General features: G+C 54.5%; 18 protein-coding genes and 9 riboswitches. Of the genes, 4 read left to right on the forward strand and 14 right to left on the reverse strand.

Annotated elements, in window-relative coordinates; translation table 11 throughout:
• Positions 1–19 precede the first annotated feature (19 nt).
• The 7 genes from PPN31114_RS00840 to eno all read right to left on the reverse strand — a co-directional run bounded on the left by PPN31114_RS00840 (position 20) and on the right by eno (position 5,375).
• The gene (locus PPN31114_RS00840) at positions 20–436 is read right to left on the reverse strand and encodes a universal stress protein (RefSeq protein WP_042116346.1); all 417 of its coding nucleotides are present in this window, start codon (positions 434–436) and stop codon (positions 20–22) included.
• A 14-nt stretch (positions 437–450) separates the two neighbouring features.
• Complete coding sequence (locus PPN31114_RS00845; protein ID WP_042116344.1) at positions 451–1,674, reverse strand: cation:proton antiporter; 1,224 nt, start codon at positions 1,672–1,674, stop codon at positions 451–453.
• 166 nt (positions 1,675–1,840) lie between these two features.
• Positions 1,841–1,901, reverse strand: a riboswitch (Fluoride riboswitch).
• Between the two features lie 31 nt (positions 1,902–1,932).
• A complete protein-coding gene (locus PPN31114_RS00850; protein ID WP_042116342.1) occupies positions 1,933–2,370 on the reverse strand; it encodes a hypothetical protein in 438 nt (145 codons plus the stop codon).
• A 56-nt stretch (positions 2,371–2,426) separates the two neighbouring features.
• Positions 2,427–2,960 carry an inorganic diphosphatase gene (ppa, locus tag PPN31114_RS00855; protein WP_042116340.1) on the reverse strand — a complete coding sequence of 178 codons (534 nt, stop codon included), beginning with the start codon at positions 2,958–2,960 and terminating at the stop codon, positions 2,427–2,429.
• A 58-nt stretch (positions 2,961–3,018) separates the two neighbouring features.
• Positions 3,019–3,348: a DUF190 domain-containing protein gene (locus PPN31114_RS00860; RefSeq protein ID WP_306439703.1), complete on the reverse strand. Its 330-nt coding sequence runs from the start codon at positions 3,346–3,348 to the stop codon at positions 3,019–3,021.
• A gap of 138 nt (positions 3,349–3,486) precedes the next feature.
• Positions 3,487–3,550: riboswitch (Fluoride riboswitch) on the reverse strand.
• Positions 3,551–3,580: 30 nt separating this feature from the next.
• On the reverse strand, positions 3,581–4,060 hold the full coding sequence (locus tag PPN31114_RS00865; protein ID WP_042116336.1) for an HAD hydrolase family protein: 480 nt from the start codon (positions 4,058–4,060) through the stop codon (positions 3,581–3,583).
• Between the two features lie 16 nt (positions 4,061–4,076).
• On the reverse strand, positions 4,077–5,375 hold the full coding sequence (gene eno, locus PPN31114_RS00870) for a phosphopyruvate hydratase (protein ID WP_162597728.1): 1,299 nt from the start codon (positions 5,373–5,375) through the stop codon (positions 4,077–4,079).
• 77 nt (positions 5,376–5,452) lie between these two features.
• Positions 5,453–5,513, reverse strand: a riboswitch (Fluoride riboswitch).
• Positions 5,514–5,592: 79 nt separating this feature from the next.
• Positions 5,593–5,658: riboswitch (Fluoride riboswitch) on the forward strand.
• 42 nt (positions 5,659–5,700) lie between these two features.
• Between eno and crcB the strand changes: the two genes are divergently transcribed.
• A complete protein-coding gene (gene crcB, locus PPN31114_RS00875) occupies positions 5,701–6,078 on the forward strand; it encodes a fluoride efflux transporter CrcB (protein WP_042116335.1) in 378 nt (125 codons plus the stop codon).
• 36 nt (positions 6,079–6,114) lie between these two features.
• Here crcB and PPN31114_RS00880 read toward each other — a convergent pair whose 3' ends face one another.
• The gene (locus tag PPN31114_RS00880) at positions 6,115–7,107 is read right to left on the reverse strand and encodes a calcium:cation antiporter (protein WP_174987522.1); all 993 of its coding nucleotides are present in this window, start codon (positions 7,105–7,107) and stop codon (positions 6,115–6,117) included.
• Between the two features lie 236 nt (positions 7,108–7,343).
• Entirely contained in the window at positions 7,344–8,510 is a 1,167-nt protein-coding gene (gene cfa, locus PPN31114_RS00885; protein ID WP_052765653.1) for a cyclopropane fatty acyl phospholipid synthase, read from the reverse strand.
• Positions 8,511–8,782: 272 nt separating this feature from the next.
• A riboswitch (Fluoride riboswitch) is annotated at positions 8,783–8,847 on the reverse strand.
• 236 nt (positions 8,848–9,083) lie between these two features.
• Here cfa and PPN31114_RS00890 point away from each other — a divergent pair.
• Complete coding sequence (locus PPN31114_RS00890; RefSeq protein ID WP_231586231.1) at positions 9,084–9,602, forward strand: nucleotidyltransferase family protein; 519 nt, start codon at positions 9,084–9,086, stop codon at positions 9,600–9,602.
• A gap of 144 nt (positions 9,603–9,746) precedes the next feature.
• Here the strand turns inward: PPN31114_RS00890 and PPN31114_RS00895 are convergent, their stop codons facing one another.
• Positions 9,747–10,955, reverse strand: a complete 1,209-nt coding sequence (locus tag PPN31114_RS00895) for an MFS transporter (protein ID WP_052765652.1) — start codon at positions 10,953–10,955, stop codon at positions 9,747–9,749.
• Between the two features lie 57 nt (positions 10,956–11,012).
• Positions 11,013–11,894, reverse strand: a complete 882-nt coding sequence (locus tag PPN31114_RS00900) for a hypothetical protein (RefSeq protein WP_150677631.1) — start codon at positions 11,892–11,894, stop codon at positions 11,013–11,015.
• Between the two features lie 549 nt (positions 11,895–12,443).
• Positions 12,444–12,506, reverse strand: a riboswitch (Fluoride riboswitch).
• A gap of 66 nt (positions 12,507–12,572) precedes the next feature.
• A riboswitch (Fluoride riboswitch) is annotated at positions 12,573–12,637 on the forward strand.
• Between the two features lie 106 nt (positions 12,638–12,743).
• Here PPN31114_RS00900 and PPN31114_RS00905 point away from each other — a divergent pair.
• On the forward strand, positions 12,744–14,372 hold the full coding sequence (locus PPN31114_RS00905) for a MutS-related protein (protein WP_082118050.1): 1,629 nt from the start codon (positions 12,744–12,746) through the stop codon (positions 14,370–14,372).
• A complete protein-coding gene (locus PPN31114_RS00910) occupies positions 14,369–15,904 on the forward strand; it encodes a MutS-related protein (RefSeq protein WP_042118694.1) in 1,536 nt (511 codons plus the stop codon). The genes PPN31114_RS00905 and PPN31114_RS00910 overlap by 4 nt, the downstream gene beginning before the upstream one ends.
• A gap of 476 nt (positions 15,905–16,380) precedes the next feature.
• Here the strand turns inward: PPN31114_RS00910 and PPN31114_RS26605 are convergent, their stop codons facing one another.
• From PPN31114_RS26605 to PPN31114_RS00925, 3 genes are all read right to left on the reverse strand, one after another.
• On the reverse strand, positions 16,381–17,202 hold the full coding sequence (locus PPN31114_RS26605; RefSeq protein ID WP_082117930.1) for a 2,3-bisphosphoglycerate-dependent phosphoglycerate mutase: 822 nt from the start codon (positions 17,200–17,202) through the stop codon (positions 16,381–16,383).
• Complete coding sequence (locus PPN31114_RS00920) at positions 17,147–19,204, reverse strand: dynamin family protein (RefSeq protein ID WP_150677632.1); 2,058 nt, start codon at positions 19,202–19,204, stop codon at positions 17,147–17,149. The genes PPN31114_RS26605 and PPN31114_RS00920 overlap by 56 nt, the downstream gene beginning before the upstream one ends.
• A 53-nt stretch (positions 19,205–19,257) precedes the next feature.
• Positions 19,258–19,320: riboswitch (Fluoride riboswitch) on the reverse strand.
• 13 nt (positions 19,321–19,333) lie between these two features.
• Positions 19,334–19,654, reverse strand: coding sequence for a DUF190 domain-containing protein (locus PPN31114_RS00925; RefSeq protein WP_042116327.1), 321 nt, complete (start codon positions 19,652–19,654; stop codon positions 19,334–19,336).
• 117 nt (positions 19,655–19,771) lie between these two features.
• Positions 19,772–19,837, reverse strand: a riboswitch (Fluoride riboswitch).
• Between the last annotated feature and the right edge of the window lie 5 nt (positions 19,838–19,842).

Below are 19,842 nucleotides of genomic sequence, written 5' to 3' on the forward strand. Positions count from 1 at the left end.
ATGATGAGATGCTGATCGATTACCGAACGACAAGAACTGGGCAGTGCGCGTACGCAACTGCGAGGCGTGATATCGATCCTAGAAGCCATCGTTCGAATACCCCGCGTCCCCTATGCCCAGTGACGATGAGATCGGCATCGAGCTCCTCTGCGAGAATGACAATTTGCTCGGCGGGATGACCGACGCGCACAGTGCATTCGATCAGGAGTCCAGCATTCGCTGCTCGCTGCCTTAGTTGCGCGAACGCTTCGTCGAAATATGTCTCGGCCTGTTCAAGAAGCGCCTCTGTTTCGACGTCCTCAGATATCTCTGGCGGTCTTGCTACGGCAATTATGTGCAGTACGGCTCGATATTTTGCAGCAATATCCAGCGCGTAATCGAACGCCTTAAGGGCGGCGGGAGATCCGTCGAACGCAAGAATGATGGTCTTAAACATAGCTACCTCCGCAATTACTCGTTCGTTCGCGTCGACTTGGCTGACGAGAGATCCAGCGATGACTCTGCCGTTCCTTCATCAGCAGCTTGCTTCCTGAGTAGATGCTTGGGGAGAAATGCTGCATTTGCGATAAGCGTCGGAATAATTGCACTTCCAATGACCGTCGCAATCATGAAGGAGTACTGTGCTTGATTGATGATTCCGTGCGATAAGCCAAATAGCGCCGAAATACTCCCAAACGTCAGTCCCGTGGACATCAGGAGGGTTGTGTACATTGACTCTCGTCTGGGAGACCCGTATCCGCGCGCTACCGGATATACACCGACACATTTCGTTAGGATTTTTGCCCCGAGCAGTACGAGAACCGGAATCGGCGCCGCGATGATGTCCGGCACGGAAACGAAGGACCCCGCACGAATGAAGTAGAACGGTGTCAACAAGCCGAAGGTCAAGGTGCGTAGTCGCCGAATCAGGACGTGGTCCTTCCCCACAGTTCCTGCCAACACCATACCGACGATGTAGGCGGGTAGAACCGCCTCACTGCCGGCCCACGTTGCTAATGCAGCCAGACCGAACAGCACTAACAGCAGAAACTTCGCCTCCAGTTCGGACGGTCGGTTGCCGTAGTGTTTGAAGAATCTGGGGGTTATCCACGGCAGTACGCAAAATGCCAGTGCGAGTCCGCCAAAGAAGATGAGTGTGCGCAGCGAGAAGGGCGAAAAAATGAAACCCAAGGCAAGCACGGTTCCGAGGTCGTTGACAAAACATGCAGCAAGCACGGTTTTTCCGTAGTTCGTAGCGTTTAGGCCGAACTCAAGCATGACTGCGTAGACGACGGCCACGGACGTCGTGGACAGCGCGATGCCGACCAACCAACTAGCCCGCCAATCCCAATGTAGTACGAAGAATGCGACCGCAAAGCAGCCTAGAAACGGGGCGAAGAAACCGATCAGCCCGACGGCGGAAGCTTCTTTCCATTTGAGGCGGAAGACCTGTGGGTCCAATTCGGCGCCGGCGAGGAACGTCAATACGATAGCGCCAGTACCCGAGAGAAACTGAATCCATCCCGAGTCGGTTTGCAGCACACTGGCACCGACAACGGCTCCGATGACCAATTGCGCAACCGTTCCGACGACAATCTCAGAGAGTGCCGTGGCGATCCGAAACCAAATTGAAAGCAGCGTCGCGATTAACGCCATCGCCAACCAAATAGACGCGAGGAACCAAACGTCCTTCATTTGGCACCCCCAATGACCGAGCAGATACTCACTCTACAGGGAGTGTGAAGAAGAAAAAGCCGGCCGAAATGGGAAGGAAATTTGCGGAAACTCACGTGTACCTCCGACCGAAAATCTCTGGATCTTCGAGCGGGGGCGCAGTAACGTCTGCGCACCCCGAACCCGAGTGAGCGCAGACATCATCAGCCGTTGCGGCGGTTGAGGAGGATGTCATCTCCTTACTACTATTGCCGAGTATAGAAGGTGGGAATTCCTTATTCAAGCCATCACGGTGGAACGGGCTCGTCTGTACTCGACGAGCCGATACAGACATTCTGCGAGAGTCCTGCCTGTCGCGCGCTTGCCGTTCTGGTCAATAACAAGAAACGCTTCGTCCGACGGCCGCTCATTGAAGCCAAACACAGATACATGCCCCAACTCGCGCATCGCCCAGTGAGTGAACTCAGTCTGTTCTTGTTCGATCGAGCACACCCCGAGATAGTCTGGCCAGCGAGCCTCCCTGATTGCTCGTAATTCACCGGCCGGTCGTCCCGTCTTCTCGCAAATCGTAGGGATCATCGCTAACGCAGTCGGCTCGTCGGCTACGTCGCCTGCCAAGATTTCGTCGTTGTTGTCCTTAATAACCCAACGCGATTTGGGATTTGCGCCCATCATCCGCCCGATGCGGGCGTTCACATCGGAAACCTGCACTTCCATTCATACTCTCCCGGTTTTGCTCTCGTACGTAAAAGTGCCAGAGACCACTCATACGTCTAAGCGTGTGGCTTGAACGCGGCTTGCGCTTCAAGGAGCTCTTTGCGGGCCGCGTCAATGTCGCCCCATCCCTCGAAGCGAACCCATTTGCCGGGCTCAAGGGACTTGTAGTGCTTAAAGAAATGTTCGATTCTGCTAAGAAGCGCTTCACCCAGGTCAGGCAGCACCTCGATACCAACACTGGCCGCACAGATCTTATCTATTGGGACAGCGATGACTTTTGCGTCTTCGCCAGCCTCGTCGGTCATTTTCATTAATCCGATAGGGCGGCATCGGACTAATGCACCGGTTTGTATGGGATATGGCGCTACGACAAGAACATCAACCGGATCCCCATCTCTCGACAGCGTGCTTGGGACAAAACCATAGTTCGCCGGATAGCGCATGCTGGTCGATAGGAACCGGTCAACACGAAAGAGGTTAAGTCCCTTGTCAGCTTCATACTTGACCGGTGAAGCGTCTGCGGGGATCTCGATAATGGCGTTGAAATCGTCCGGGATGCTGGTCCCAGCGGGGATGCTATTGAAGTCCATAGAGGAAGAGCCTTTTGGCAGGGGAAAGTCATTTTTCGCGCGGCGGAAGCCCAGCAGGCTAGGTATCACCGAGCATCTCGAAATCGATGGGGAAGCGCGTGTAAAAGACATGAACTCGCTCTGCTCGCACAACGTCGAGCAGACGTTCGGCCTCCTCGTCTGTTATTGCGAGCACAACCTCAATCGGTTGTTCGGCGAGTTCGAAAAATCGTGCGGCATGAAGCTTGCCGACGTGGTCGATTCCTTCTGTGCCGGCAATCATCGTCGCGCCACGAATGCCCAACCGGCGCACTTCGAGCATGAGCCATTCGGCTACCGTCTGATGGCCGTGCCGATGATTTTGCTGGGTATAGAAAGTGAGCTGACATCCTTGCATGATGACCTCCACGGGAGCCACGCGAGCGAAGTCCGGGCGTAGTTCCGCTAGCCCAAAGACAAATTCGTAGGATTTTTGTCTCGCATAGGTCCCTCCGTCAGCTTATATTTTTCGTGGTCGACGGGGACGAACTCCTACGCCCCGCGTCAGCGGTACGTAGGCATCATCAGCCAAAAGTGGCGGTTACAGGAGGAATGCCATCTCCTATCTATGTCTAATCTAGCATATCACGGTTCATTAGTGGCTACGATGTAGCCGTGCCAAGCGTAGCAACGGCTCGATCAGGGTACAAAAACAACTTCAATGCAGAATGGATAAGGCCAGTCACGATGTCGGCAGCCGCAATCGCTTCTGACGCTGCGCCTTCGTGTCCGATGACGGCAATCGACAGACGTGCGGCGTTGAACATGTCGACATCGTTTCGCCCATTTCCAATGGCAGCCACTCGCGGCGCTCCCAAATGGCGAACGTAGTCGGCCTTCATTACCCCTTGTTCCGCACCGTGTAGCGAAACCAGTTGCACAGGGAGATCCTTGGCTCGTTCGGCAATATCGCCATATACGTCCCCTGCGACCACATGTAACAGCACATCGCGTGAGAGGACATGGAGGAGGGGGGTGACTCCGGGAAGCACCACACCGTTGCGGCCTAACGTGCCATTGAAATCGAGAACAATATGTTCTAACGAGAGTTCCCCGAACCCTGGGATATCGATATATAGCATTAAGTCCTCCCCGTTTTCAGCTAACGTCTACTGAGGAAGTCACGGCAAATGCGTTTGGACCGGCGTAAGTGGCGGCATCTCCAAGCTCGTCTTCAATCTCGAGTAGGCGGTTGTATTTCGCGACTCGCTCTCCGCGAACCGGCGCTCCAGATTTTATTTGCCCGCAATTGAGTGCAACGGCCAAATCGGCTATTGCGGTATCTAACGTCTCTCCAGAACGATGCGAAACCATGCATCGGTACCCAGCGTGCAGGGCCATGCGCGCCGCATCTAGCGTCTCGGAAACTGTCCCAATCTGGTTCGGCTTGATTAGCGCGCAATTACAGCACTTTTCATCAATGCCGCGGCGTAGGTACGTTGGATTGGTGACAAACAGGTCGTCTCCGACAATCTGCACTCGGCCACCAAGCCTTTGTGTAATGTTGGCGAACCCATTCCAATCGTCGTCTGCCAGCGGATCTTCTAGGGAAACGATTGGGTATCTGTCGAGCCAGTCAGCCCAAAAGGAAATCAACTCGTCGGAGGTGAGTCGCATCGTTTCAAGGCGAAGGAAGTACTCATCCCCCTCGCGGAATGCACTCGCAGCCGGATCCAGGCCAATGACGACGTCAGTGCCCGCGGCATAACCGGCTCGCTCAATGGCTTCCATTAGGAACGTCAAAACCAGCTCATTGGTTGGTGCGCCGGGGACATAGCCCCCCTCGTCGCCGATGTTGGCCGTGTACCCGCGAGAGACGATGACTTTTCCTAGCTCGTGATAAATTTCCGAGCCGTATCTGAGCGCTTCTGCGTACGTTGGGGCGCCAACGGGCACGATTTTGTACTCTTGGATGTCTGTCCCGCCTGTGGCGTGGGCACCGCCGTTTACGACATTGAACATTGGCACTGGGAGTACGTGAGCGTTGGAGCCTCCCAGATAGGCATAAAGTGGTATTCGATGAAATTCAGCCGCCGCTCTTGCGCACGCCAGAGACGTCGCGAGTGCCGCATTTGCCCCTATGTGAGATTTCGTGGGGGTTCCGTCAAGGAAGATTAACAAGTTGTCGATTTCCCGCTGCCTGTCTACCCGTTTGCCGTGCAACGACGCAGCCAGGCGACCATTTACGTTCGCCATTGCGTGGCGTACGCCTTTGCCGCGATAGCGTGACGTGTCTTCGTCACGCAACTCTTTTGCTTCAAATGTTCCTGTGGATGCACCCGATGGACATGACGCGGTAGCTGTCACGCCGCCCGTGACTGTTACTGTGACTTCAAGTGTTGGGTTGCCGCGCGAGTCGAGAATTTCTCTGGCCTGAAGCGCTTCAACGAGGGGAATTGACTGCATGACGCTCTCCCGATGGGACATGCCGCATAGGGCACGCCGTTGCGAAATTCCGAGGGGCGAAGGCCCGTCGGTTCGTAGGCATCATCAGCCGGGAGGCGGTTGAAGGAGAATGCCATCTCCTATGTTGTTGAAGTCTACCCGAAACGCCATGAGGTTTCATCGAGAAGTTTTCGTCTCTCGACATTGCGGCGCCGGACTTGATAGACTAACCCGAAAGGGAGATGGCATTCCTCCAAAACCGCCGGGTAGCACGGCTGATGATGCCTACGAGGTTCGGCGTGCTGAACACGCTTTTTTCTTACCCCGGGGTTCGTCAATGTACACAGCCGTCTTAGCCGTCGGAATTGGAGGCGCACTTGGTTCACTGCTGCGTTGGGTACTAGGTGTTCGACTAAACGCACTGTTCATCGACCTTCCACTTGGCACCTTGGCGGCGAATCTAATCGCCGGCTACATCATTGGTGTCGCGATCGCGTTCTTCTCCAGATATCCGGAGATTCCTTCGGAGTGGCGGCTGTTTGTCATCACCGGTCTGATGGGCGGCTTGTCAACGTTCTCCACATTTTCCGCAGAGGTGTTCAACCATCTTCAGGCTGGGCACTACGCCTGGGCGTTGGGTGAAATCGGCATTCATGTCACTTGCTCGGTCCTTATGACAGCGTTGGGTTACGCAACTGTCGTCGTTTTTCAGTGACCGTCCCAGAGGGCGGAGAGTGGGCGTCGCATAGACTCATGGGAAGAACGCCATAAAAACAAAGGCGCAGCAGATGGTTGTGTGCAGTGACCCACGAAGTACCGAGGCACGTCCGGAAACAACAGTCAGGATTCCGACTACCGTGGTGAGCACAAGGAAGACCATTTCTTTGGGGCCGAGACCAAGTGTTAGTCGAACTTGCATGAAGTTCGCGGCCACGGCCACTACAGGAATGGTCAGTCCCAAACTAGCCATGGCTGAGCCAAGTGCTAAGTTAAAACTCACTTGTACTTCTCCAGCATGCGCTGCACGCATAGCCGTCAGCGTTTCTGGAAGAGCAACAATGATCGCAATCATGACTCCTACTGAGGAGATGGGAAGGTTGGCGTTCTGAACCATTGACTCGATGCTCGGAGCCAAGATTTGAGCGGCGAGAGTTATAGCAACCAATGCTGATAGAAGCAGCAGGACTGCGGGTACGGCATTAGGTCGCTTTGCGATTCGGATTGGCACGGCGTTTGATGCCGCTCGGCGTTCCGCATTGACGTACTCGTGTAACCAGCCAGTAGACTTCACCACATGGAGAACATAGAGGACGACTGACGCGCAGGAGGCGAACGTCAACTGTGCTGTATTGAATTGTGGGCCGGATGTGCTGCTGGTGAACGTGGGGAGTACCATCGAAAGCGTCGCGACCGTCGCGACCGTCGCGACGGTCGCGAAGGCCGCGCCAGTGATGAACGCATCAAACTTTACGATCTGTTCCCTGCGGGTGCTGACGAGAAGCGAAAGGCCAATCATCCCGTTGCAGCACAGCATGAGCGAAGAAAATACAGTGTCGCGTGCAAGGGTCTGAGTCGTCTTCGCGTCTGCAGCCATTACTGAAATTATGAATCCCGCCTCGATAACAGTCACTGCTAGCGCGAGGATCAGCGTTCCTAAGATTGGACCAAATCTAGCGGCAAGACGCTGAGCATAGTGCACGGAACATAATGCTAAGGCCGCAATCGTCAGCAACAGGGTCCACATACAAAAATGACCGACGGGCATGTGGAATGCCGAGATGACTACCCCCCATCCGGCGGCAGTTACGACGTATGGCCAACCAAGGGCTCCTAATCTCAGCCACCTGGTTTCGGGGTTGGGAATCATGGGCGACGATGGTTAGTCTGGGAGTGCCATCGAGAAGCGGCGTTTGGTGAGCGCTCCGTTGTCATAGATATATGAATGCGACGCTGACGCTTCTGCCGTCGGCGTCGCTGGCGTCAAGTCCCCGGAGGCCGGTGGTAGCCTCCCGCAACCCCTTTTTTGGAAAACACCCATTGCCAGAGCTGCGCCTCGCGAGATCTGAATAAGCCCGCACAGGACAGCAAGTAGTACTTCCACATGCGATGGAATTGCTCCCCCAACTGGTCACAAAACTGTGGCCAACCGCGCTCGAAATTTGCGTACCACGCCATCAGTGTGCGGTCGTAATCCGCACCGAAATTGTGAACATCTTCTGTTACAAAAAGACCGCTTGCGGCACCTGCGATTTGGTCCATGGCAGGAAGCTCGCCGTTCGGGAAAATGTATTTGTCTATCCAGGGATCGGGATGAGTGCCAGCTCGGTTCTTGCCGATGGTGTGGAGAAGAAAAAGTCCATCGTCGCTAAGACACCGCGACGCTACTTGCATATAGGTGCGGTAGTTCCTCGCGCCGACGTGTTCGAACATTCCGACACTTGCGATGCGGTCAAACGGTTCGTTTAAGCTCCGATAATCCTGCAGTCGGAATTCGAGAGGAAGCCCATCGTACCGGGACTTTGCCCAAGTCGCCTGCTCTTCAGAGATCGTGACCCCGACACAATGCACCCCATAGTACTCTGCGGCGAAAGCCATCAGGCTTCCCCAACCACAGCCGATATCGAGAAGGCGCATTCCGGGTCTTAGTTGCAGCTTTCTGCATATCAGATCCAGCTTGTCTTCCTGAGCGCTGTTCAGTGATTGTGCTCCGGCAGACCAATAGCCACAGGTATAGGTCATGCGACGATCCAACATGACGCTATAAAAGTCGTTGCCCAAATCATAGTGACGTCTGCCCACGTCCCACGCTCGGCGCACCGATTGTCGATTAAAGAGCTTCTCGCGCAGCGTTATGTAGATCAACTTGCTTGGCTGAATATGTTCGTCGAGACGTGCCCGCAGTGCTTTGGCGAAAAATTCGTCGAGCTCGTCACACTCCCAGCGGCCATTCATATATGCCTCACCGAGTGCGAGCGAACCTCCCGTCAGCAAATCGCGAGCTAGGGTATGGTCGAGTATCTTCATATCCCAAGGGCGGGGGCCGTTAATCTGTATGTCAGCGCCAAGCAGAATTTGCTCGATAAATTGACTCGCTGTGACACGAGCGTTTGTGGCAGTAGCCTGCTTTGATATCGTAGTTGATGTCATGCGCACTCTCCCTGCGGCTCGCGCTGTGCGCGTGACCTAACGATGCTGATGATCTTTAGCGCGGAAGAGTGGCGTAGCGCGAGGCTTGCCACGCCGATTGGTGGCCCAAACTGAAGGGGGGGCTACAGTAGCGGCGTTACAAGTAGCGGTACGCTTGGTGAGATCCGGGCGGAGCGGACGCCGGAAAATAGAAAGAGGGCGCATATATTCCACGTTTGCTGGGAACAAACCTGGGATGCTGCCAATAGACGGCCTACGATCTCCCACCCCAGGGATTCGTAGGCATCATCAGCCGATAAAGCGGCGGTTTCGGAGGAATGCCATCTCCATCGCAAGTTATTTTAGATCAATAGTTTGGAAAAGCGCAACGTGGCTCCGGCGGCCTGTTCTTCATTGTGCATCCACCTTCTGGAGGTGGAGCGGTGAACGTACTTTCTGGCGGTTCGCATCAACAAGGATCTCGTTCACAATCCCCTTCGAGTTTTTCCGGTAGCTATGAATCTTGATATGCGTCTAAGGACCTTGGCACGTGAGTCGGAGTGGTTTTGGGCCGCGTTGATGGCTGCCCGGCAAATGAACCTAGCATCATGGTGTATCGGAGCCGGGGCAGTTCGAAACCTCGTTTGGGATGCTCTACATGGTTTTGAAGTGCCTTCTGCGCTCCCGGATATCGACCTCGCTCACTTCGACGCGTCCGATTATTCACGGGAAAGCGATGCGGCAATTCAGCTTCGACTGTGCCGCTTACATTCGCGAGTTCGTTGGGATGTGACGAACCAGGCGGCGGTACACACATGGTACGAAGAGGTATTTGGCTATCCCGTATTGCCATATTCCTCGCTGGAGGATGCGGTCTCTTCGTGGCCGGAGTTTGCAACTTCAGTCGGCATCGCGTTGCGATGGGACGATTCGATTGACGTAGTAGCCCCGCACGGGCTTGATGACCTATTCGATATGGTCGTTCGGCGGAACCCCGCTAGGGTTAGCCTCTCCGCGTATACGGACCGGCTTGAACAGAAGAGATACCAAGACAGATGGCCGATGGTAAAGATCATTGCATTGGAGCGACAGACCGACGACGGGGGAGCCTGATTCTTGCAAAGTTTTGCCTGCGCTCGAGGTGTCGCCAAGAAATGGGCTCTCGTGTGCGTCAGCTTCTTGAGGGAGACCTATGATGCGACGGTCCATCTTTTTTGGAGGGGGATTTTTTACCGCAAATCCGAGTGTCGCGCAGGGTCAGCGCGCGACAGCCCCTTTTGCCCACACCCAAAGAAAGAAGGGCAGCGCGAGCAATTGACTACTCACACAAAAAATGACTGCTGACGTTTTTGACGCGTCGTAAAGGATGCCGATAGCCGAACTCCCTGCGAACCATGCCATTCCATAGCCCGCAGTGAATATTCCGAACGCAGTGGCTCGAGCAGACGGCGGAGCCATAGGAGACACAGCCGCCGGAATGATCGATTCATGGAAGCCCATGCCGATTCCCCAAACCAAGCCGCCGATCCACCAAACATGACTACCCCCAAGAAATACCATTGGCGCAAACAACGTGCTGAGCAGCGTCAGGCAGACAATGACCGCAAACCCGAATCTGTCGAATAGGCGCCCAAACACGAGGGCGCCTGCGCCGCTCACGGCCATCGCTGAGGCGTATAGAGCCGCAATGACCTCGCTGCCAATATGCGAGCTGGTCGATAGATGAAATGCGATCAATGGGTAATCAGCAAATCCTGCTGCGACCAAAGACGCACCTGCCAAATAGACCCAGTATTCCCTCGGCAGGGCTTTCCCACGGTCTCCATCCACAGATGGTTGCAGTGCGAGTGACACCGGATATAACGACCGGGCGATCAACACGAGGATGACATTGACGAGCGCTGGAGCCAGAAGAACCGTAAAAGCGAGTTGATAAGTGCCCTTGAGTGCAAGGATCACCGCAACCAGTAGCGGACCTACCATTGCACCGAATTGATCAAGTGCTTCATGGATGCCAAAGGCCCAGCCGTAGCCACCAATGTCCGAGGCCGCGTACGAAAGCATCACGTCTCTCGGCGGGTTTCGTATCGCCTTGCCTACACGCTCAAGCACGATCAATACCGCAGCCCAATGCCATGTGTGGACGAGAGCCAATGCGGGGACTGCGGACATTTGCACAACATAACCAATGATTGTGATGGGCCAAGGCTTCCCAGACATATCCGCCCAGCGACCGGAAGCGACACGAAGCGCGTATCCGAGCAACTCGCCAAAACCAGTGACGATTCCAACCACGGTCGCGCTAGCGCCAAGCCCCAGCAGAAATGGCCCTAGAATGCTGCGAGAGCCTTCGTAGGTGAAGTCGGCGAAGAAGCTAAGAATGCCAATCAGAATGACAAATCTAAGAGCTTTTCTGGATCTCACGCGTTCTCGCTGATTGGCCTGATGCGCAATTGAAGTTTCCACTTTTCCTCGCCGGTAGAAGTGCTTCGCGACAAAAGCATTCCTAAAGCCAATGCGATCTCACGAGAACGTGCCGAATGCGCCAACCGGGTCACTATCCGCCAGTCGGCGTAGCCTGGAAACTTGGGACATCAAAAGCGCATTGCGCGAAACGTGGTCGGGCTCAAGAATGAAAATCTCGGCGAAATGTTTCAGGCAAACAGTTCCTGGAGAAATCTTCTGGTGAAGACGATGAGAGGCCTTCAGAAGTGCCTTCATTTGGGCGATGGCTTCGGCGTCACAGGCGGGACATCCAGCATTTAGAGCCGGCGGGACATCGAACTCGATGTCTTCAACTTCTATAGAGGCGGGAGTCCGATCATCGGTTATGTCTTCATTAATAGGTGGAATATTCCAGCTCGCACTTCGGCGCAGGTGCCTCGCTGCCAGAGGCGATTTTCGCAACCGTTGCTTGAGGTTCTTCGTGAGAAAGGTCTTGTAGCTGCTCCACGCGGCATATTGGCAGGCCTCGCTTGGCGACATTAGCGCCTCAGCAACGTGAATTTCACATGTTGGACTTACTAGCCAAAGCGGCTGTTGCTGTGCGACCGCGCGAGCAAATCGTTCACGCCAAGAGGTGCGAGCTGATACCACCGCGTCGCAAATCACACAACCAGTGTTTGCCATGGAAAGTACTGAGCACTGATAGTCTAGGCGGACCTGGTCGCTGATCGAACGCTCGCGGACGTCGAATCGAAATAGCGCTTCGAAAAGTGTCGGGCGCTCCAAGTAAAAAAGATCAGGGATAGGAGCCAGTTGCTGACCACTCAGGCTCCATCCTCCATACCGCTCGTCAAGTGAGCGAATTCGGGACCGCGCGATACGAAGCGCCTGCGCAACAGACTCGACCGTTGGTGATGCTAGGGAGTCTCGCAAATGCTGGAGGCACAGTTGCGTTGACATCACTTGGTCAGACTCCTTCCTGCACTTGGGAAGAGCTCTGAAGAACCGTGCTAAGGCGTGTCCGTCGCGTTGATTGCGGTATGAGCAGGCGGGACATCGATGCCTTGCTCCGAAAACCATTGCGCGGACTTTGTCTGTGGTTTGCGGCATCGCAGAGAAAATCTCTTCGAACCAATCGACGGCAGTTTTCGCACGAGTCCGAAAGATGGAGTTCCCGGCAAGCTGCGCGGACAAGGTCGCAGTATGGTCACGGCAAAAGCCGAGAGTGTCGACGAGGGCTTCGCTTGCAGAGTCGCTACGCGTTTTCGCCAACAGTCTTGTGGATACGTATTTCGAATGGGCAACGCTAACGTCTGCGCAAACCTGGCAGGCACAGAAGTAAGGGGTGAGTGTTCGTGGCTCGCGGTGCTTAGCCGTGTGCTGCGCACCGTCCTTCTCGGATGCGAGTAACAGGCGTGATGTCAGGGGGGAGGGACTACTGGCGTGCGGTTGTGTCGTGCTCACGAATAACTCCCGTCGGCAACACTACAGACGCGTACCCTTGGGGTACGACCTGTAGGCATCATCAGCCTTGACGGGCGGTTACGGGAGAATGCCATCTCCACGGGGGAGTATAGCGCAAGGGGGAAAAAGCAGGGCACCGTTCCATTTTGCTCAAAGCATTTCCACGTGCTAGACTGGCCTCGTGGAGATGGCATTCTCCCTCAAGCGCCAAAATTTTGGCTAATGATGCCTACGTTTTCCCGGTGATGGGGTACGTAGGCTTTTTTATGCCCTGTTGCCATGAATGCGCTCAGCTAAATGGAAGGCAACATGGCACATTCCTCAATCAGTTCCGCCGCAGATCCAATGGCCCTGCAAGCCGCGGGCGCGCGCAAAAGCCTCAGTCATGGGGACTCGCCAGCAGACGAACGGCAGGTCGCGCCGAGTCTGCCGTCCGGCGGGAGCCGGACACCTGCGCCGAGCCTTCTTTACGAAGGCCCAGAACCAGCAGAGCTAAGATCTAAGGCGCCCCCTACGTTCGTTGACCTTCACCTCGGGTCGGTGATGTTGCACGTCAATACGAACGAGGCGGAATTCGACCTCAATCCCATCCTCAATACGCCGCTCCAACGCTTGGCGGATATCAGGTATCGGCAGGACATCGCAGGCGAACTGGAGTTGCCGGCCGTCATTGCTGCTGTCAATGAATTCGCCGAGTACATGCGTCATCAGCGAAAAAGCGAGGAGCGATCACTCAAAGCCTATTTCGGATATGAGAAGAAATTCTGGTTCCTTGATGGGGCACGCCAATACTGTGCTGCCGTAGATGGAGTGGCAGCGGCATTCGATGCGCTAGAGCTGAAGTCCGCAGGTCTTCAGCGAATGCGAGCGTACGTCACCGAATACGCGCACAGTCCAGAGTATGTCGCGCTCAAGAACGAAGTTCTCGCACTCATAGAAATGCTTGCCGAAGTTCGCTATTGCGTATGGATTGATGGCGGAGAGGTCACGGTGTATCCGTTTGGAGGCGAACGCGATTACAGTGAAGCGATACATGACACGTTCGCAAAGTTCCAAAAAAACGCCGTTCGCGATTATCGAGTCGCCTACAAGAATTCGGAGAGCATGAATCATGTCGAATCGTGGATCGTTGACCTCGTAGCGCGACGATACCCCGATAAGTTCTCCAAGTTGGATGCATTCGCGCAACGGACAGCCTATAAGGACGCCGGTGTAGTCAAGTTCGACCATGAGGCTACGTTTTATCTTGGCTACTTCAACTATATAGCGAGGTTCCGAGAGGTGGGGTTGCCGTTTTGTTATCCCGATGTCACTACGGAGAAGGGGGCAATCTTCGGAGATGGCATATTCGACCTCGCTCTTGCTGAGAAACTCGAGCAGAACGGCTTATCGGTGATTCAGAATGATTTTCGACTAGATGGCCAAGAGAGAATCATTGTCGTATCGGGCCCCAACCAAGGCGGAAAGACGACCTTCGCCCGCATGTTCGGCCAATTGCACTATCTGGCTGTGTTGGGGCTTCCTGTGCCGGCACGTGCAGCCAAGCTCTATCTTTCCGATGAGATTTTCACCCACTTTGAACGATCCGAGGACATCACGACGCTCCGAGGGAAGCTAGAGGATGACCTGTTCCGGATGCACGAGATATTAGACAAAGCGACGCCGCGAAGCCTCATCATCATGAACGAGATATTCTCGTCAACGTCTTTGCAAGATGCGATGAAGCTGGGAGCACGCATTATAGAAAAGCTGTCAGCACTTGATGCTTACTGCGTATGTGTCACGTTCATCGACGAACTCTCCACGATTAACGAAAAGACGGTCAGCATGGTTAGTATGATTGACCCGAAGAATCCTGCAGTGCGAACGTTCAGAGTCGAGCGTCATATTGCTGATGGGCTTGCGTATGCCCATGCCATCGCTGAGAAGTACGAGATTACCTACGAATGGTTGATGAGGAGGGTGCCGTCATGAATGCGTTTCTCATGCACCCGGATCGGGACTTCTCACCACCGGCCCAAGGGGCCTGGGATAGAGATGAGCTGGCTAAGGATTTGGCGTTGCCAACGCTTTGGCATGCCATGGCGATGGAGGACGAGTTCTTGTATGAGGTAGCGAAGCGCGCGACTTATGGGGCGCTGACCAACGATGCGGAGACCATTCGCCATAGGCATGCTGTTTTGCGAGACTGTCAGGCCCATGGCGAAGTTATCGATGCTATCTACCAACTTGCACTGAGTGCTATTGAGGAGAAAGGAAAGTCGTATTTCGGGATACTTTCTACGTACCCAAGCGCTGTGTTGCATGGTGCGCTCGAAGTGATGGAAATATTCGTCAAGAAGCTCAGAGACTTGCGGAAAATTGCTGAAGAAAGTGAGAGCACCTTCTCGTCCGACGCATTCAAGCGCCTTTTTTGCATGCTTAGAGAGGAGCTTTCTGATGAATACCTGAGCGAAGTTGAGCATCACCTCGCCATCTTGCATTTTCGGCGTGGCGTATTGCTAAGCGCTTCATTGGGCAAAGACGGTCGAGGTATCGACTATATCGTTCGACTCCCGAATGCCGACGAGCGGCCATGGTGGAGAAGACTCATCAAGCGGCGAAGATCGGAGTTTTCGTTTGAAATTCCGGAGCGCGATGATGCTGGTGCGCAGGCGCTTAGTGACATCCAGGGGCGTGGAATTAATGCCGTCGCAAATGCGCTCGCCCAATCGATGGAGCATATTCTTGGCTTTTTTGTGCTCCTGCGTACTGAACTCGCATTCTATCGAGCCCAGCTCAACTTGCAGAAACAACTTGGGTTGCTTGGCGCCAAACTCTGTGTTCCGACCGTTGCGCCATCGGGATCGCGAGGGCTCCGATTTGATGAGATGTATGACGTGTGCCTTGCCTTACAAATGCAGAAGGCTATTGTGGGTAATCGGGTCAACGCCACAGGGAAGTCACTCGTGATGATTACTGGGGCGAATCAAGGCGGGAAATCCAGCTTCCTGCGTAGCGTAGGCGTCTCCCAGCTCATGTTCCAAGCGGGTATGTTGGTTGGTGCGGATCAATATGAGAGCGAAATCTACCAAGGGATGTTCACGCACTACAAGCGGGAGGAGGATGCCGGGCTGGAAAGTGGAAAATTTGATGAGGAGGTCTCGCGAATGAGCCGGATAGCGCAAAAAATTGTTCCAAACTCGATGCTACTGTGTAACGAGTCTTTTGCTGCGACCAACGAGCGAGAAGGATCCGCAATCGCCCACGATGTAATCCGCGCCATGCTCGACAAAGAAATACGCGTACTCTTCGTCACGCATTTCTATCATCTGGCTCGGTCTGTTATTTCGTCGGAGGTCGGGAAGACCTTATTTCTCCGTGCTCCGCGTAATGAGGACGGGACGAGGAGCTTCCGACTTATCGAAGGGGCACCACTTGAGACGAGCTTTGGCGAGGATCTTTACAGGCGCATTTTTTGCGAGGATTTAGTGCTTAGCAGTCAGACGACCAAGGCCGATGTTTAAATGAAGCGAACGAAAATCTGATTGTTCGCCGTTGCTAAAGGGGCTTTGGGGACTCTGGCGATACCATCGAGCGCTGACATAACTCGCCGCGCATAGTACGAACTCAGGATGCCTGATAATGAGGGTGCTCATCGCCCTCTGGGATAGACGGCTGCGCGTCGACCCCCGGGCCTAGTCATCGCATTTGCGTTGCGCCCCCGGAAGCACGGCATTAACGAGAATTACGCGGCCGCTGGGATCAGCAGTCCGGCTCCTATCATTGGAGTGAATCACGCGAGCGTCAGAATTACAGTGACTGTGAGAGTTAACGCTAGCACTGTGCCGCGAGCATGGCTCCCGAGAGGAGCAACTTTAAGAGCTTCAGGGCGACATCAGATAGGATGTGCATCCACCCAGAATGAGGTGCTCTTTCCCGGGATTGCCTCGCTTACCTCTGAGCCCGTCTCGGTCCTGCCACGCATTCAGCCAAAAGAACGCTAGAGAATCTTCGATGCCGAGCTGTCGATGCCCGTATTCAGGTAACGGACGTTCCGGACGCGTAGTTTGGAGTCCAGCTCGTACACCATGGGTGTCGCATTTGGGATATCCATCTCGCAAAATGTGGACGGATTTGTGCCGTGCATTGCCGCGATGAGCATGCGAAGACTATTCCCGTGGGCACTGATTAGTACACAGCGTCCCAATCGGAGTAACGGGGAAATGGTATCTATCCAGCTCGGCTTAACTCTATTGAACGTATCCCGCAGCGATTCTGCGCGAGGTATGAATGGTATGGTGACACCGTGAGACCTTGATAGACGGTCTACCAAGGTATGAGCTTCGGAAATCTCCATTCGCGGGGGGCAATGAGCATAGCCTCTGCGCCACTGATGCACGGTGCTAGCGCCGTAGATTGCTTCGGCTTCTTGGCGGTCTAGACCAGTTAACGCACCATAGTGTCGTTCGTTCAATCGCCAATCGAGGAGGCAATCCCGATGTCTGACGGTTTGCACCATCTTCAATATGTGTGTCTGTGAATCAATCGCACGCCGAAGGCTCGAGGTAATAGCAACGTCAACGTGTAAGCCGGCATCCGCAATCGCCATTCCCGCGCAACTGGCTTGTTTTGCACCGAGCGCTGTTAGTTCAACGTCGGTCCACCCTGTGAAGCGTTGTTCGCGATTCCAGAGTGACTCACCATGCCGTACTAACACGATGGTCCTCAAGTCGTCTCTCCCTATATGCGGATTCTGCTGTTTGTGCCTATGTATTGTTTCTGATGACTCCGGCGGCGGTACTGGAGGTGCCGTTAGGTTCATTTGTGCAAGCACCTGTCAGCCGAGCCAGCGCATCTCGCATTGCCGATAGACGCATCGCAACCGAATTTCTCGGATCGGTCAGGCGAATGCTCTCGTTGTTCAGCCAGGTAAGTCTTGCGCGCGACCATCCCTGTGCTGATTCGTTAAGTATCTTGCTGGTGTCACATGTCCAACTTTCCAGCGTCTCAGGTACTTTAAGATTGGTCAATGCGCGCACTACGCGCGACTTGAGTGGTCTCCAGCGAGATTGGTGTGTTAGTTCATCGCAGAATCTTCCCGCGGTCAGACGTCCAAAATCAATCTCGGGTAGCTTGGGAACGCGAGGATAGGGGCCATCAAAGTCGGTATGAGTGTCTGACATTGCCTGTCTCGCATGTGCAATGAATTCGCGAAAGGCCGCCTCCCGCTGCCTCAACTGCTGCGTTATGCAATCAGCATCGGAGCTCACGCGACTTCGGATGGACGCTAGGATTAGCGGCGCCGGGTCAATTAATGCTTCGGGATCTCGTCGTGCGAGCTCTGCGATGTTCTCACTGGCTTCTGAAACGGCTTCGCGTATCGTAGACATGGACGTATTGCCGGTCATGCCAACGCAAGGGGGATTGTCAAGGCAATGGCTTGCGCGAGACAGCGCTTGATGGCAGCGAGTCGAACAGATTTCTAATTCCGCAGTCGAGCATTTCGATTCGAGGGATCGGATTTTTGCGTTCAATGTGGCAATTACATCACGCCTCAAGTTATTGATACGCCTGGATCTCACATCGCTCTTAATTCGCGGACGTTCGGTGACTCTTCCTTTGATGAAGCCGTCAATCCACAACGAGTTCATCTCCTTATGTTCGCCCTTGGCACTCGACAGATAGATTGCAGTATGTTTGCCAAGAGTGCGTCTTATGCTTTTGTCTGCATGTTCGAGGACTGACCATTGCTCGCGCAGCGAGAGCTGATCTGCCTTATTGATTAATACGGCGAGCTCACCACCCAGATCAACTGCTCGGCTCGCGATGCGTAAGTCCAGATTGCAAGGGCCGTGCGCATCGGTAACCAAAATGGCTAAATCGAAGTAAGGGGATGCTCGCCACCACCAGCCACCGGATTCGACCCCGTCGATGCCGGGTGAGTCGATAACAACCAGCCCATCACAAAGGTCTGCTCTCGGCAAGTCGACTGTCGCCAGCGCCACATGCTTGGAATTGTGCTTGTTCCATTGGAAGTTAAGAAATTCGTCAAGCTGGGTTGGCGGCGTCTCAGCGATGCTTCCGTTAGAGAAAAGGATTCGGACACAGGCCTTCTCTTTTGCCGATTCGACCAATGTTGTCGCGGCAGTGGTGGGGATGGGGCCAGTCGGTAGGTTTGCCGTGGGCGCCATAAGATTGGTGAGGGACGTTTTCCCAGTACAGGCCCTTCCGACCAGTAAGACATGCAGGGCAGACGAAGTACGTTGGTTGACAAGCACTTCCGCGCGCTCTTGCAATGAGCTAAATCCGAAGAGGGCGCAGGTGAGAAGCAACTCATCGAGTTGAGTCTCAGCAGGAGTGTCCGATGTGTCTTGAATGTGGTGTTTGTCGGCATGTGCGTAGGCAACCGACAGGGAACAACGAACGATTTCGACTGCGTCCTCGACTCGATCAATGAACATGGTGACGTGGCGCGAGAACTCTGGAAGGGACGGCGGCGACGCTCGGCGAAGTGATAAATCTAGCTGTGAGATTAAGGCTGGAATTTCATCAAGGCACGAGCGCATCGCCTGAAACGTGTCGCTTGAGTCGAGAGGAGGGGCTGCGCCGACGCTACTTATCAGGTCGAATATCGCGAGGCGGACGCGGTGAATTGCATCTAGCGTCGTATCCCTAACAAGGGCAGGTTCCTCGTCACAGTATTGGGAGAGGCGAAAATCCGCCGGTGATGTATCCAAGATGCTGCGGAGTTCGTCAAATTTCTCCAGAAGCCCTTGGAGTTGAGCTGCGATCTCGGGCGAAACGACATGCTGGGTGGATGCCATGTTGTTATTCTCCGCATCATGAACCACTCAATACCATGGTCAATAGCCAAGGTGATTGGGTAGGCATCATCATCCGATAGCGGAGGTTTTGGGGGAATGCCATCCCCGCAGTCGCAGTATCGTGTCGAATTAGTCTCCTCCGAGGTATCCGTACTCGATGGGAATTCGAGTATAGAAGAGCTTGACGCCACCGGCCGAGAGCGCAGCAACTAGCGAGTCGATCTTAGCCTCTTCCGCTACGACGGTAATTGCCACGGGCTCGTCCGCCAGTTCGAAGAATCGGGCCGCATGCAATCTGCCGTCGGCGCCCACTCCGGTGGACGCCTGTACGGTCGTTTGGCCGCGGATGCCCGTTTGTTCAATTAGCGACGCGATCCACGTATCGGCGTCTTGGCCACCCTTCTTCTGGTTCTTTGTGAAGTAGACCGTCAACTGGCTGCCTTTGGCCATGTGAACCTCTCCCAATGCGGGTCTCGGCCATAAACACGGAGAACGTGCAATAGCTGAGCGCTTATCGATCCGAAATGCGGGGAGTTAAGTTCATGCGCCTACATCCCGTGCGTCTCGGGCTCCGTAGGCATCATCAGTCGCGAACGCGACGGTTGAAGGAGGAATGCCATCTCCTGTGTGCCTTGATT

Source organism: Pandoraea pneumonica (assembly GCF_902459645.1).
In the GTDB taxonomy this organism is placed as follows: domain Bacteria; phylum Pseudomonadota; class Gammaproteobacteria; order Burkholderiales; family Burkholderiaceae; genus Pandoraea; species Pandoraea pneumonica.